The organism is Mycobacterium sp. VKM Ac-1816D (assembly GCF_000416385.1).
Lineage (GTDB): Bacteria > Actinomycetota > Actinomycetes > Mycobacteriales > Mycobacteriaceae > Mycobacterium > Mycobacterium neoaurum_A.
This window is the reverse complement of record NZ_AOHQ01000104.1, coordinates 1-14599: the sequence shown is the minus strand read 5'-3', so window position 1 is coordinate 14599 and position 14599 is coordinate 1. Positions and strand designations below refer to the sequence as shown.

General features: G+C 66.1%; 9 protein-coding genes. 2 read left to right on the top strand and 7 right to left on the bottom strand.

Translation table 11 applies throughout. The annotated features are described in order from the left end of the window. Positions 1-18: 18 nt before the first annotated feature. The 7 genes from G154_RS01895 to G154_RS01865 form a co-directional block, all read right to left on the bottom strand. Positions 19-795 (bottom strand): FkbM family methyltransferase, encoded by a 777-nt coding sequence (locus tag G154_RS01895; protein WP_081649904.1) that lies wholly within the window; start codon positions 793-795, stop codon positions 19-21. Further along, positions 782-1930 carry a GNAT family N-acetyltransferase gene (locus tag G154_RS01890; protein ID WP_019512487.1) on the bottom strand — a complete coding sequence of 383 codons (1149 nt, stop codon included), beginning with the start codon at positions 1928-1930 and terminating at the stop codon, positions 782-784. The genes G154_RS01895 and G154_RS01890 overlap by 14 nt, the downstream gene beginning before the upstream one ends. A 38-nt stretch (positions 1931-1968) precedes the next feature. Continuing rightward, positions 1969-2856, bottom strand: coding sequence for a hypothetical protein (locus tag G154_RS01885; RefSeq protein WP_234713031.1), 888 nt, complete (start codon positions 2854-2856; stop codon positions 1969-1971). A gap of 115 nt (positions 2857-2971) precedes the next feature. Next, entirely contained in the window at positions 2972-4423 is a 1452-nt protein-coding gene (locus G154_RS01880; RefSeq protein ID WP_019512485.1) for a KamA family radical SAM protein, read from the bottom strand. A gap of 1 nt (position 4424) precedes the next feature. Further along, the gene (locus tag G154_RS01875) at positions 4425-5963 is read right to left on the bottom strand and encodes a sugar transferase (protein ID WP_019512484.1); all 1539 of its coding nucleotides are present in this window, start codon (positions 5961-5963) and stop codon (positions 4425-4427) included. Then, entirely contained in the window at positions 5960-6907 is a 948-nt protein-coding gene (locus G154_RS01870) for a UDP-glucuronic acid decarboxylase family protein (RefSeq protein WP_019512483.1), read from the bottom strand. The genes G154_RS01875 and G154_RS01870 overlap by 4 nt, the downstream gene beginning before the upstream one ends. Positions 6908-6953: 46 nt before the next feature. After that, the gene (locus tag G154_RS01865; RefSeq protein ID WP_019512482.1) at positions 6954-8273 is read right to left on the bottom strand and encodes a UDP-glucose/GDP-mannose dehydrogenase family protein; all 1320 of its coding nucleotides are present in this window, start codon (positions 8271-8273) and stop codon (positions 6954-6956) included. Positions 8274-8894: 621 nt separating this feature from the next. Here G154_RS01865 and G154_RS01860 point away from each other — a divergent pair. Next, the gene (locus G154_RS01860; RefSeq protein ID WP_019512481.1) at positions 8895-13235 is read left to right on the top strand and encodes a type I polyketide synthase; all 4341 of its coding nucleotides are present in this window, start codon (positions 8895-8897) and stop codon (positions 13233-13235) included. Continuing rightward, positions 13228-14599, top strand: a 1372-nt coding sequence (locus G154_RS01855; RefSeq protein WP_036478762.1) for a condensation domain-containing protein, incomplete at its 3' end; no start/stop codon positions are given. The genes G154_RS01860 and G154_RS01855, both read left to right, overlap by 8 nt.

Sequence of the window (14599 nt, the reverse complement as noted above, 5' to 3'; positions counted from 1 at the left end):
GCGCATCATGGGTGCTTTTCAGTCTGATTTCGGGAAGAACAGGAAGTTGTTCACGTAGCCGCGGGGCATCGCATGCGGTACGAACTCCGCGGTCAGATAGGTCAGCTGGTGTTGCTCGATGTCGAACTCGGCGATGGGATGGGTGCCGTCCTCGTCGAGGAAGAAGCAGTCGTAACCCACCTCGATGATGCGCCCGATGAGATCGGTGACCGGAGCCTGGCGGTGCCGTTGCTCGATCTCGATGGCCATCGTTGGCCTGTCCCTGGTGATGGTGTGCCATGCGCCGTCGACGACCTCGTCCTCATGACCCTCGACATCACATTTCACGAATCCGAGCGGGCGCGCGCTGGACGGGAGCACGCTGTCGAGTCTGCGTTTCTCGACCTGCACCGGCACGAACCGCTCATCGATGGCGGTCGTCCTGAGACTGGCCAGCGCGTCGATGTCGCGCCGGTGATGTCGCGGGACGTGCAGTGTCGCCTCGCCGTCGCTGTCCGACAGCGCCACCGGATACACGGTGATGTTCGCTCGGGTCGTCGACAGCGCGTTCAACCGCTCGACGTTGGCCGGGTAGGGCTCGAACGAATGGACGGTGCCGTCCGGCCCGACAAGACGCGACATCATCCAGGTGTAGACGCCGCGATTGGCGCCGATGTCCAGCACCGATCGGCCGGGTACGGCGCACCGGCGGATGACATCGCACAGCCGGTTTCGGTGAAGCCGTAGTTTGAGCCCGCGCAGCTCCGCGCTCAACCTGGGATCGAGCGTGTCGACGCGTCTTTCAAGCAAATTCATGACCGGTGTTCGCTTTCTTCTTGGCCGATCGGGACCCGCCGAGTGCTCGATGTTCGATGCGGAATCGGAGCCGTGGCTTCTGGACGACCGTCCACGACAGCGTCTCGGTGCGGTTGCCGAAGCTGCGCTTCAGCCGATTCTCGCCGGCCATGAAGTCGTAGATCTCGGCACCGTCCTGCCACGCCTTCTTGATGGCCAGAGCATGGGCGATGACTCCGGGCCGCTCATGCGCCCGTGGGTGCACGAAACCGCTCTGGTAGGCGTAGATCCGATTGCCACGGCGGAAGTTGTAGAGCACGCCCAGCGTCCGGTCGCCGCTCTGTACCCGGAGCAGTTCGACGGCGCCCTCGGCGAACCCACGTTCGATGAGACGCTCGTGGAAACGCTCGAAGAACGGGTGCACGAATGCGTGCGGCAGTCCGCGCTGCTCCCACCAGGGAATGTGCAGTTCCTTGAGCATCCGGAAGAAGTCAAGTGCCTGCTGCTCGTCGGACGCCGCTTCGATCGTGACCGGGTCGAGCTTGCGCAATGCCCGGCGCAGCTGTGACCGGGCATTGGGGCTCAGGATCGCGGTGATGTCGCCACCACTGGCCGACAGCGTGCCCAGGTCCACGGCGAACGACGACTCCGGCCGCTCCTCCCGGAGCAGACCGCGTTCCTCGACCAGGGCTGCCGGCGGGGGAGTGGCAATGCCCGGGAAGCTGATCTCATCGACTCCTGTTGTGGCACAGAACGCCTCGATCAGCCCCTCCCAGCCCACGTCCGGGTCGGCCAACAGACCGTTGTGCTCCGGGAAGATGCAGTCGAGCCGGGGATCCCCGGTGGCGTTGAGAACCCACCGACGGGCGCGCACGATATGGTGCCGCCTGATCTGGGCGTCCCCGAGCACGGCAAGTGCCACGGTCCGGCCGTCCGCCGTGCCCCGCAGGACGCGCGGCATCGCGCTCGGCGGGACCATCTCGAGCAGGGTGCCGATCCACTGCCAGGACAGGAAGAATGATGGTGCGGCCTCGACCTCCAGTCGGCGCCATTCCCGTTCCAGCCCGTCGAGTGTGTCGATGGGTTCGACGCTGAAGACGACGTCTCCGGGATGCGCCGGCACAGCTTGTAGGCGTGCCTGTTCATCCTGGGCCATGTGCGGTCCAGGTTTCGGGTCGGGAAGCCGACGGCCGGCTACCAGGGCACACACACGAGCTCGCTGTAGAGGTCGTCGATCTGCCCGGGTTCCAAGCCGGCGCTGCGGAACATCTTGGGCCAGTTCGTCAAGCTGAGCGCCAACGGCGGCTTGTGCCCGATGGTCCGAAGTTCGGCGAGGGTCGCCAGCAGCCGGTGGCGGACCAGCAGGTGGCGGGTCAGCGGTGCCACGGCGTGGCGCAGCAGATCGGGATTGCTGACGTGCAGCAGCATCGCGACCGGTTGATCTTTGTATCTCGACCGCCGATACATGACGTAGCAATGACGCGAACCACGGGTCAGCACGAGATGGTGTGCGGCAAGTGCCTGCGCGTGGTCGATGTAGAGGGCGAGTTCGGTTCCGGTGAGGGTTCTTTCGATGACCGCGGGATCGGAGATGATGGTGGTCAGTCCCGGGACGGTGGGCCACGGCAGATTCGGGATGAGTACCGCGGCCGTATCGAGGTACCGAAATCCCCACCAAGCCAGGATCTCCTGGGGCTGCACATCGGCGGTCAGCACCGTGAAGTGGTAGTCCTCCTGCGCGAGCAGTGCTTGTAGCAGCGACATGCTGCGCGACCGGAACTCCGGCAGCACACACCAGGACCCCATGTTGCAGAACCGCTCCACCCGGCCGTTCACGAGCCGTTCCGAATACAGGGCCAGCAACGCGCCGACGACCCGCCGGCCGTCCCAGAGCATGAATCCGTAGTTGGGTGCGTCGACCTTCCACGGCACTGTCGAGCACGCCTGTTCCCACGGGACCCGGTCATTGAGGTTGGCGTGCAGGAATGCTGCGACCCCGGCCACGTCGTCGTCCATGATCGGAGACAACTCGACGTGCACGCCGTCCGCTTTCCCGGAGCCCAGCACCGACGTCTTTGTCACAGCGGGACTTCGGGCCGCAGCGACGTGCTGAGCCTGCGGTTCATCGCACCTGCCGCCATACGCATCGTCCATTGCCCGTTCGGTTCCTTCCGGCTGCATGTGGTGTGGCCTGGGGTCAGGCGGGTAGTCGCACAGACTCGTGTTCGGCCGCGGTGTCATCGGCAGGCGGGATATCGTCCTCGGCGCGATCCCAATTCGCGCGCCACCATGCCTGCCCGGATGCCGGCAGGCTGCCGATCGGATCGTAGAACGGGTAGACACGGCTCAGCGCGTCGGCATCGGCCAGCTCCAGACCGGTGCGGTAGTTCTTGTTCCAGTACGAGATGCCCAGTTCGCGGTCGTATTTCACCATCTGATGTACCCACCGCTTACCGACGTAGGGAACGTCGCACACGAGCCGAGGAGTGGCGAACCCCGGCAGATACCCCATGATCGCCAGCTGAAGCTGCTGGGCCTCCGCCAACGAGGTACGCCAGTGCTCGGCGTGGGGGATCATGTCGCAGAGATAGAAGTAGTACGGCACGATGTTGGCTTCGCCCTGCAGTGCGAAGCACAGGTCGAGCAGGTCGTCGGCGGTGGCGTTCACCCCGCGCATCAACACGCCTTGGTTGCGTACGTCCCGGAGGCCGGCGTCGATGAGTGTCCGAGCCGCCGCCGCGACCAGCGGTGTCACCGACTGGACGTGGTTGATGTGGGTGTGCAGCGCCAGATTCACCCCGCGAGCCGCCGCCGTCAGCGCGAGGCGATTGATTCCGTCGACCACCTTGGGTTGCAGCCAGTGCTGCGGCAGTGCAGCAAGCGCCTTGGTGGCCAGCCGGATGTCGCGGATGGTGTCGATATCCAGCAGCTGGGCGATGAACGCCTCCAGCCGCGGCCAGGGGACGTTGGCGAGATCTCCACCGGACACCACGACATCACGCACGGTGGGAGTGGCCCGCAGATAGCTGAGCATGCGGTCCTGCCGGTCGGCCGACAGCAGGGGCAGGGTGGACTTGGTGACCGCCGGCGTGGACTTGCCGACCAGATCCATGCGCGTGCAGTGCCCGCAGTACTGCGGGCAGGTGGACACCAGCTCGGCGAGCACCTTGGTCGGGTACCTGTGGGTCAGGCCCTCCACCACCCACATGTCGGCCTCGTGCAGCGAGTCTCGTTCGGCGTAGGGGTGCGAGACCCATTCCGGATCGCGGTCGCTGAGCACGGGCAGCATGTAGCGCCGGATGGGATCGGCATAGAAGGCCTCGGCGATACCCCGGCGTTCGGGCCCGCAGTGCGGAGCCATGGTGTTGAGCATCTGCGGGGGCAGCAACATCTGCATGGTGGCGCGCTGCTGCTGGTCGGCAATCAGGTCTTCATAGAACCGATCGTCGAGCAGATGCCCCATCACAGCCCGGAGTTGCGCGATGTTCTTGACCGAATGTGCGCGCTGCCACTGCGGATCCTGCCACTGCGCCTCGGTGACCGCAGCCCAGCCCGGGTACCGCCGCCAGTCCGGCTCGGCCAGCTCCTTGCGGGTGTAGACATACGGCTGGTCGGTTGCGGCGGTGAAGTGCGCTGCTTCGCTGGACATTTCAGTACGCCCCGCCATGCCGGAACACCGCGCGCAGGGTCTTCGTGATGATCAGCAGATCGCCGGCCATCGACCAGTTGTCGACGTAGGAGAGATCAAGGCGGATCGCGTCCTCCCACGCCAGGTCGGATCGGCCGCTGACCTGCCAGAGCCCCGTGATCCCGGGCTTCACCAGCAGTCGGCGCAGCGAATCACTGTCGTCCTCCTCGTCCTGGATCCAGAACAGGGGCCGCGGTCCGACCACGCTCATGTCGCGTCGCAGGACGTTGATGAACTGTGGCAGCTCATCGATGCTGAACCGTCTCAGTATCCGCCCGACCGGCGTCACCCGGGGATCGTTCTTGATCTTGAACAGTTGCCCGTCGCACTCGTTGCTTCCCATCAGGCTGACAAGCTTCTTGTCGGCATCCTGCACCATCGTGCGCAGTTTCAGCATATGGAATGCCTTTCCGCCGAACCCGATTCGCTCCGACGCGTAGAAGACGGGGCCGGGGCTGGTCAGTTTGATGGCGGCAGCCGCGATCAGCAGTACCGGTAACGCGACAGTCAGCGCTGCGGAGGCGAAGCAAATGTCGAAGGCCCGCTTCTGGAACCGCTCCGCACCCCGATACTGCGGCTTCTCGATGTGCAGCAGGGGCAGTCCGGCTACCGGCAGCATGGTCATCCGGGAACCCGCGACATCCGTGACCCCCGGGGACACCAGCAGTTCGACGCCGAGGGGTTCCAGCTTCCAGATGAGCTTGCGGATCTGTTGCACCCCGAGGTGTTCGGTGCCGACCACCGCCAGTGTGTCGGCGCCGAACGTACGGATCAGCTCCTCCAACACCGTCAGATCACAGCTTCCGCCGCCGACGATGGGTATCTGTTCGCCACGGACGATCAGATGGTGGTCCCCCGAGGCCCGGCTGCCCGGAATGCAGGCACCCACCACGCGGAATCCGTCGGCCGGCCGCCGGGTGAGGTCGTTTGCCAGGCCCGTCACCGCGTCACTGTTCCCGACGACGAACACCGTGGTCTGATAGCTCCCGTCGGTGCGCTTACGTGCCACATATCGGCGCGCCAGCCACCTGCTGACCACCAGCCCGAAGATGCCTGCGGGAAGCGCCACCGCGAGGTAGCCTCTGGCGATCTCGAGATGGAAGATGTACTCCGTCATCGCGATGGCCCCGAACGTCCAGATGGACGCCTCGACCGCGCGCCGGTACTCTTCCATGCCCCTGCCGATGATCCGCGTGCACCTGGCCCGGAACCCGGCCAGCAGCGACAACCAGATGATGACGGTCAAGACCGAACATGCGGTCGCATAACGATTTTCGTGTCCGGTGACGAAGGGCGGCAGGCCGAAGCGAACATACTGCGCGAATGCCACTGCCGCGCACACCACGATGGCGTCGGTGATGCGCAGGGTGGCGGCATAGCGCTCCTGCCACCGCGGACGGGTGAGGTCGGTGCGCGGCGATGGCGCGGCATCCAGTGTCGGCCCTCGCCCGGTATCGGCCACCTGGACCCGCTTGTCGGCGGTACTTCCCGGCGTACTCATGATGCGCGGATCTCCTGCATCGTCGCGATATGCCACTCGATGGTGCGCGCGAGCCCGTCCCGCAGGTCGACCTCGGGGTTCCACCCGAGTACTTGGCGGGCCCTGGTGATGTCGGGCTTGCGGCGGGTGGGATCGTCCTCGGGGAGCGGGTGGCGCTCGATCTCGGACGACGAGCCCACCAATTCGGCTACCAAATCTGCGATCTGGTGCACCGTGAGCTCGGTTGGGTTGCCCAGGTTGATCGGCCCCTGTTCGTGCGAGTCGAGCATCGCCACCAATCCCCGGACGAGGTCGTCCACGTAGCACAGGCTCCGGGTCTGGCTGCCGTCGCCGAAGACCGTGAGGGGTGCGCAACGCAGTGCCTGGTCGATGAAGTTGGTCACGACCCGCCCGTCGTCGGAGCGCATCCCGGGTCCGTAGGTGTTGAAGATGCGCACGATCCCGGTGTCCACTCCGTGCGAGGTGCGGTAGGCGGTGGTCAACGATTCTGCATAGCGCTTCGCCTCGTCGTAGACGCTGCGCGGGCCGAGCGGGTTGACATTGCCCCAGTAGTCCTCTGATTGCGGATGGACCAGCGGGTCGCCATAGACCTCGCTGGTCGAGGCCAGGACGAAGCGGGCCGATTGCGCAAGTGCGAAGTCGAGCGCGTTGCGGGTGCCTTCCGAGCCGGTGCGCAAGGTGAAGATCGGTCGTTCGAGGTATGCCGGTGGCGAGGCCGGACTGGCCAGATGTACGACGCCGTCGACGCTTTCGGTCAAAGAGATCGGTTCCAGAACTGTGTCTTCGATGAAGGTGAACTGGGGTGAGGTGAAGAGGTGTTCCAGATTCGCGCGGCGGCCGGTCGACAGATCGTCGATGCAGAACACCGTGTCCCCACGTCCGACGAGCACGGTGCACAGGTTCGATCCAAGGAAGCCGGCTCCACCGGTGACGAGAATCCTCATGAGTGTTTTCCTCTGTTGTCCGAGTGGATCCGATCATTGAAAGTCGTCATTGGCATCCCAGCCCGCGATAGGTCCAGCCCGCCGCCCGCCAGATATCCGGATCGAGGCAGTTTCGCGCGTCGATGATGCGCCGGGATGTGGTGACATCGGCCAGTTCCTGTGGCCGAAGCCGGCGGAATTCATCCCACTCGGTGAGGACGAGAACGGCATCGGCTTCCATGCAGGCCTCGACAGCGGAGAACGCAAAGTTGAGCGCCGGGAAAGATTTCCGGGAGTTGTCCATCGCCTTGGGGTCGTAGACCGTCACATCCGCGCCCTCCGAACGGATCTGGTCGGCGACGGCCAGCGCGGGCGAATCGCGGATGTCATCGGTGTTCGGTTTGAACGCCGAACCGAGGACAGCGACCCGTGCCCCGGCGAATGATCCACACTCCTCCCGGGCCATCGTGACCACGCGGGTACGGCGCCGGAGGTTGATGCCGTCGATCTCCCGAAGGAAGTTCAATGATTCGCCCACTCCCAGTTCGTGTGCGCGGGAGATGAATGCTCGGATGTCCTTGGACAGACAGCCGCCACCGAACCCCAACCCGGCGTTGAGGAACCGGCGTCCGATGCGGTCGTCGTACCCGATCACGTCGGCGAGCGATGTGACATCCGCAGAGGCGGCCTCACACACTTCGGCGATCGCGTTGATGAACGAGATCTTCGTGGCGAGGAACGCATTGGCCGCTACCTTGGCCAGTTCGGCGGTCTCGAGGCTCGTCACCAGGAACGGGATGCCCTCGTCCAGAAGAGGGGCATACAGTTCCCGGATGATCTCCTCGGAGCGGAGGTCGCAACGGTCCTCCAGACCCAACACGATCCGGTCGGGATGCAAGGTGTCCCGTATCGCGAACCCTTCCCTGAGGAACTCCGGATTCCACGTCAGCTTCACCGCGGCGCCGGCCGGGGCGGTCCGGCGTACCCGATCCGCCAGCCGCTGCGCCGTTCCCACCGGCACCGTCGACTTGCCGACGATGAGCGCGGGCCGGTCGAGATGGCGGCACAGGGAGTCGATCGCCGCCTCGACGTAGGACAGGTCGGCGCTCGCATCGTCCTTGTTCTGCGGTGTGCCAACGGTGATGAAATATATGTCCGCGAATGCTGCTGCCTCATAGGATGATTCGGTGAACGCGAGACGTCCGGAGGCCATGCCCTCGCCGACGATGATGTCCAGTCCCGGCTCGAAGAACGGCACTGCGCCAGAACGCAGTCTGGCCACCTTGTCCGGATCGGTATCGGCGGTCAGCACGCTGTGCCCGAGTTGCGCCAGACATGCGGCATGTGTCAGCCCCAGGTACCCGGCTCCGATTACGGCGACCTTCACGTCAGATCCCCCATTCAGGCCGCGGCTCGGACTCCGGTGAAGAGCCCGGACGGCGAGACGGCCGATCAATGTCAGCAGACGGGCTGCACGAACACTCGCTGAGAACACCATGTCGAGTCATCTCGTGAAGCACATGCTCACTATTGTTTGCTGGCTGCCGGCAGTACATGGACCATAGGAACGATATTTCGGATGAATCGCTACCCAGTCCCTGGATTAACCCGGCTAGCTCTCGGGTTTCGTGCGCTCGCGCCCACGCCGGACCATTGCGCTGATTGTGCAGACGTTTCCGCGGCGGGCGCGGCGCCCTAAGCGCAGATGCACGGTGATACGAGGGTCCAGAACCTGCCGGTCCCCCGGGTCCGGAGGAACTAGACCCGGGGGTGATGGAGAACTAGCCCCCGGTTCACCGGTGGGCGTTGCAGGGGCCTCCGGAAGCCGGTGTCGGTCGCCAAAATGCCTACACCCCTGTCGGTTACGTCGTGAGACCCCTAGCGAAACTCGCCGCATACTCGTACTCTTCGGTCACAGAAGAGACGTCATATCGTCTTTCGAGCCATGTGCGGGCCAAAGTCAAAAAACCAGCACACCAACATAACCGGACGTGGGGGCGGCCATCCAATGTACTCCGACGCATACGATCCGCTCGACGGCATTGCGATCATCGGGATGGCCGGACGCTTTCCGGACTCGCCGAGTGTCTCCGCGCTGTGGCAGAACCTGCTGGCCGGCCGTGAGTGCATCACGCGCTTCGGACCCGAGGAACTCGAACGTCCGCAGGGCGAAGCCGGGGACGCACAGACCCGTGCGCACTACGTGCGGGCCCGTGGTGTGCTGGAGGGTGTCGACGAGTTCGACGAGGAGTTCTTCGGTTTAACTCCTAAAGAGGCCGCCATCGTCGATCCACAGCAGCGGCTCTTCCTACAGGCGGCGTGGGAAGCCATCGAGCAATCCGGACACGATGCCCAGCGGTTCGACGGCCCGATCGGTGTCTTCGCCGGGGCCACCACAAGTAGTTACTATCTGCAGAATCTGCTGTCACGCAACGATGTAACCGATCCGCTCGGTCCGATCATGGTCATGCTGGGCAACTCGAACGACTATGTCGCGACACGGGTGTCCTACAAGTTCGACCTCAAGGGCCCCGCCCTGAACATCCAGAACGCCTGCTCGACCTCATTGGTCGCAGTCTGCACCGCGGTGCAGAGCCTGCAGACCTATCAGTGCGATATGGCGCTCGCCGGTGGGGTGTCGATCATGCTGCCGCAGCGACGCGGGTATCTCCACGAAGAAGGCTCTATCCTGGCTCCCGACGGTCACTGCCGGCCGTTCGATCGCGATGCCGCAGGCACGGTGTCCAGCAACGGACTCGGCGTCGTGGTGCTGCGCCGGCTGCGCGACGCGATCGAGGACGGCGACACGATCTATGCCGTCGTCAAGGGATCGGCGGTCAACAATGACGGCAATGCCAAGGTCGGGTTCACCGCGCCGAGCGTCGACGGTCATGCCCGGGTGATCTCCATGGCGCAGATGCTCGGGGGTATCGATCCCGCGACGATCTCCTATGTCGAAGCCCACGGCACCGGCACCGCGCTCGGCGACCCGATCGAGATCGCGGGGCTCACCCAGGCCTTCCGCACCGGCGGCGCCGAAGAGAACGGCTTCTGCGCGATCGGGTCGGTCAAGTCGAACATCGGACACCTGGACGTCGCCGCCGGTGTCGCGGGACTGATCAAGACCAGCCTCGCACTGCACCACCGGGTACTCCCCGCGAGCATCAACTTCGAGTCGCCGAACCCGAAGCTCGGCATCGAGAGCACCCCGTTCTTCGTCAATGCCGACCAGCGCCGTTGGCCCGAGGGACCGACCCCGCGTCGGGCCGGCGTCAGCTCGTTCGGCCTCGGTGGGACGAACGCACACGTGGTACTCGAAGAGGCGCCCAGTGCGGGACCGGCTGTGCCCGCCTCCCGGCCTGCGCAGCTGCTGGTGCTGTCCGCACGCGACCCGCAGGCCCTCGATCGGGTGGCCCACAATCTCAAGGACCACCTCGAACAGGACCTCAGCGCCGATCTCGCCGATATCGCGTACACCCTTCAGGTCGGCCGCCGTCGCTTCGGGCACCGCCGCGCGGTGGTGTGCCGCGATCGCGACGACGCGATCGCACTGCTGACCACCGCCGACCCGCTGCGGGTGCAGGGCCGGGGCGCACCCGCCGAATTGTCCGGTGGCGTCGCGTTCATGTTTCCGGGGCAGGGCTCGCAGTACGTGGACATGGGCCGTGGACTCTACGAATCGGAGCCGCTGTTCCGGGAGACGATGGACGCGTGCGCGCGGGTGCTGCGGACCGAGACCGGAGTCGATCTGCTCGGTGTCCTGTATCCGGGTGACCCCGATCGTGACAGCGCGCACGCGCAGCTGAGTCAGACCGCGATCACCCAGCCCGCGCTCTTCGCGATCGAATATGCCTTGGCCCAGGTGTGGATGTCCTGGGGGGTGCAGCCCACCGCGATGATCGGTCACAGTATCGGTGAGTTCGTCGCCGCCTGTGTCGGCGGCACGTTCTCGCGGGACGAGGCGCTGCTGCTCGTCGCGGCTCGCGCCCGCCTGATGGGCAGTATGCCGGCCGGGGCGATGCTCGGTGTGCGCGCCCCCGCGGATCTGGTCACCGCCGAGCTGACTCCCGATGTGGCGATCGCCGCATTCAACGGACCCAAACACACCGTCGTCTCGGGTCCGCACGACGCCATCGCCGGCTTCGAGGCGAGGTTGGCCGCGATCGGTGTCGCGCACCGACGCCTGCACACCTCACATGCGTACCACTCGCCGATGATGGAGCCCGCGGTACAGCCGTTCGCCGAACTGGTGGCCGGAACATCGCGCACCGCACCGGCATTGCGGTGGATCTCCAGCCTGACCGGGCGCCCGATCACCGATGCCGAAGCGTGCGATCCGCAGTACTGGGCCCGACAGCTGCGGGAGCCGGTGCAGTTCGCGACCGGTGTGGGGGCGCTGCTGGATCCGCGGATCGCGCTCGTGGAGGTCGGTCCGGGCCAGACGCTGTCCATGCTGGCCCGCCAGCATGAGCGGCGACTGCCCGAACAGCTGATCACGACATCGCTGCATCCCGGTCAGGAGAGGGGTCCGGACGTCGACTGCCTGCTGGCCGCCGCGGGCCGGCTGTGGACTCGTGGTGCCGATATCGACTGGCACGGTCTGCACGGCGGGACCCGCCGGCGCGTCGCGCTGCCCACCTACCCTTTCCGGCGCCGCCGGCACTGGGTCGACCCGAGTCCGGGGCGTGAATCGACACAGCCGGCTGCCTCACCCGACCCGGTGCCGAATTCCTCTGCATCCCGGTCGATCACGCCCGACTCCGGTGACCGTTCCGCCACCCTGCTGGCTCACCTGCACACGGTGTTCGTCGAGCTGTCCGGAGTCGACCGGTCGGATCTGACGCCGGGTGCGAGCTTCCTGCAGATGGGCTTCGATTCGCTGTTCCTCACCCAGGCCGCCAGTGCGTTGCAGAAGCAGTTCGCGACCACGATCACCGTGCGCACCCTGGTCGAGGAAGCGCCGACATTCGACCTGCTCATCGACCACATCATGGCTGCGACACCGGATGACACCCCTGACCTCGCGGCCCCGCGGATCCTACCCGCCCCGGTCCCGGCTGCGCCGACACGCGCGCCCGCGGTCGGGCTGACCGATCGACAACAGCAGCGTCTCACCACGCTGATCGAACGGCACCGCTGGCAGGAGGCGGTCGGCCCGGCCATCGCGGTGCAGTCCTCGGGTGCGTACCTGCGCGATGCCGGCGGGCGGGCTCACATCGATCTCACCAACGGCGGCGGCGCCGTCTTCTTCGGCCATGACCCGGCCTTCATCCGCGACGCCATCGAGACCGAGTACGCCTCCGACTCGGCGAGCGGATCGCCGGACGCGCTGGCGACCGAAGTCGCAGCCCTCGTGTGCGAGATGGTCGGCATGCAGCGTGCTGCGTTCTATCCCGACGAATCCGGTGCCCTGACGGCGGCCGTCCACATTGCCCGCACCCGGTCCGGGTGCGACACGATCGTGGCGGTCACCGGCGCGGGTCACACCGTGGAGACCGTGCCGGGCGGCCGGGTGGTCGCCCTCGCGTACGGCAGTGCAGCGGCGCTCGCGACGATCAGGTCGATGCGCGGGGAGCTCGCCGGCGTGCTGGTCGAACCCGTGCCGGTGCGGCGGCACCGCGACCACGCCCCACGGGAGTTCCTGAACGCCGTGCGCGAGGTGACCGCCGCGACGGGCGTGGCACTCATCCTCGATGAGGTCCGCTCCGGATTTCGCACCCACCCCGGCGGCGCCCAGGCGCTGTTCGGTGTGCAATCCGACATCGCCGTCTACGGCAAGGTCGCCGGTGGCGGACTGCCGATCGGGATCGTCGCGGGCAGTGCGAAGTATCTCGATGGTTCGCACGCCGGTGGCTCACCGCTGGCCCTGGCAGCGGCGCGCGTGGTGTTGCGACGACTCCGCGACGATGGTCCCGCCCTGCAGCGCGGGCTCAACCAGCGCACCACCGCCTTCACAGAACGGCTGCGCACCGTCAGCGCCGAACTCGATGCGCCGGTGCACATCCGGCATTTCTCGTCCTGGTTCGACGTGTCGTTCCCGCCCGGACTGCCACTCGAACCGCTGTACCACGCACTCATGCGGGCGCGCGGTGTGCACACCAGGGAAGACGGGCCGGGATTCCTGACGCTCGCGCACACCGATGCCGATCTCGAGTGTGTCGTCTCGGCCTTCGGTGAGAGCCTCGCGCAGATGCGGGCCGACGGTGTCCTGCCCGAGCGCGCCGCGACGCCGCGCCGAGGCCGCGACGCCCACGGGCGCGAGGCCTGGTTCGTGCCCGATCCGGACCGTCCTGGCAAATATCTGCAGGTTGTCGGTGCCAGTGTCGGGGAGGAGATGGCGCATGGATGAGGTGGTGGACAGTTACGAGCTGTCGCCGATGCAGGCGAGCATGCTGTATCAGGCATTGAGCGCGCCGGGGGACGGCACGAACATCGAACATGTCGTCATCTCGGTGGACGAGGAACTCGACGTCGCGCTGTTCGAACAGGCCATGGCACAGGTGATGCAACGGCATTCGGTCATGCGCACGCGATTCCGCTGGGTGGACGTCGGGGAGCCGTGCCAGGAAGTGCTGGCGCATGCGCCACTCGCCGCCACCGTCGCCGACTGGCGCGATATCGCCCCGGAGGCGGCCGACGAGCGCTTCGATGCCCACGTGCTCGCCGACAGCCGCCTCGATGTCGACATGTCCGATGCCCCGATGATGAGGCTCTTCATCGCCCGGCTTCCCGCGGTAAAGAGCAGAGTTCTGTGGACATTTCACCACGCCCTGCTCGACGGACGTTCCTACATCGTGTTGCACGAATGGTTCGCGCTCTATGAGGCCGCGCAGCGTGGGGAGTTGTTGTCATTGCCGGCGGCACGTCCGTACCGCGACTACATCGAATGGCGTCGCTCGCTCGATCACGGTGTCGCCGAGACATTCTGGCGCGAGCGGCTGGGTGACTTCGGCATGTCGACACCCTTCGGGATCGACGCACCGCATGCCGCCGATGAGAGCACCGCACCGGCGAGCGCCTGTGAGCAGCGTCTGCCGAAGGATCTGACCGAGCAGCTGCGCCACGCGGCGCACCGGGCCGATGTCTCGGTCAGCACGATGGTGCAGGCCGCATGGGCGGTCCTGCTGCACCGCTACTCCGGAGAGTCCGACATCGTGTTCGGGGTGACGCGCGCCGGCCGCATCACCGGATTCGATGACGCCGACCGGATCACCGGCCTGTTCATCAATACCCTCCCCATGCGGGTCGGCGTCGACGGCGACGCCGAGATCGGGCCGTGGCTGCGCGCGCTGCGCGCTCAGCAGAGCGCGCTGCGCCCCTACGAGCAGACCCCGCTGGGCACCGTGCAGGCGTGCAGCGGGGTGGCCCGCGGCGCACCGCTGTTCGAGAGTGTGATCGTCTACGACCACCACACTCTCGACATGCAACTCCAGATGCCGGGCCGGCATTTCGAGTACCGGGGACAGACGAACTTCCCACTCGCACTGATGGCCTACGGCGACGACGGCTCCGGCGCCATGCTGCTGCGGCTGGACTACTCGACCAAGCGTTTCGCCGCGCCGGCCGTCACGCGGATGCTCGGCCACCTGGTGCACCTGCTGGCGCAGTTCGCCGATGGCGAACCGAAGTTCCTCGGTCAACTCGACCCGCTGAGTGTGGGTGAGCGTGTGGTGTTGGTGGGTGATGGTGGGGTTCCGGTGGTGGTGCCTCGGG

What these genes read in the sequence shown, in the direction of transcription:
- G154_RS01895 (WP_081649904.1), bottom strand. Translation starts at nt 795, where the DNA reads ATGAATTTGCTTGAAAGACGCGTCGACACGCTCGATCCCAGGTTGAGC.
- G154_RS01890 (WP_019512487.1), bottom strand. Translation starts at nt 1,930, where the DNA reads ATGGCCCAGGATGAACAGGCACGCCTACAAGCTGTGCCGGCGCATCCC.
- G154_RS01875 (WP_019512484.1), bottom strand. Translation starts at nt 5,963, where the DNA reads ATGAGTACGCCGGGAAGTACCGCCGACAAGCGGGTCCAGGTGGCCGAT.
- G154_RS01870 (WP_019512483.1), bottom strand. Translation starts at nt 6,907, where the DNA reads ATGAGGATTCTCGTCACCGGTGGAGCCGGCTTCCTTGGATCGAACCTG.
- G154_RS01860 (WP_019512481.1), top strand. Translation starts at nt 8,895, where the DNA reads ATGTACTCCGACGCATACGATCCGCTCGACGGCATTGCGATCATCGGG.
- G154_RS01880 (WP_019512485.1), bottom strand. Translation starts at nt 4,423, where the DNA reads ATGTCCAGCGAAGCAGCGCACTTCACCGCCGCAACCGACCAGCCGTAT.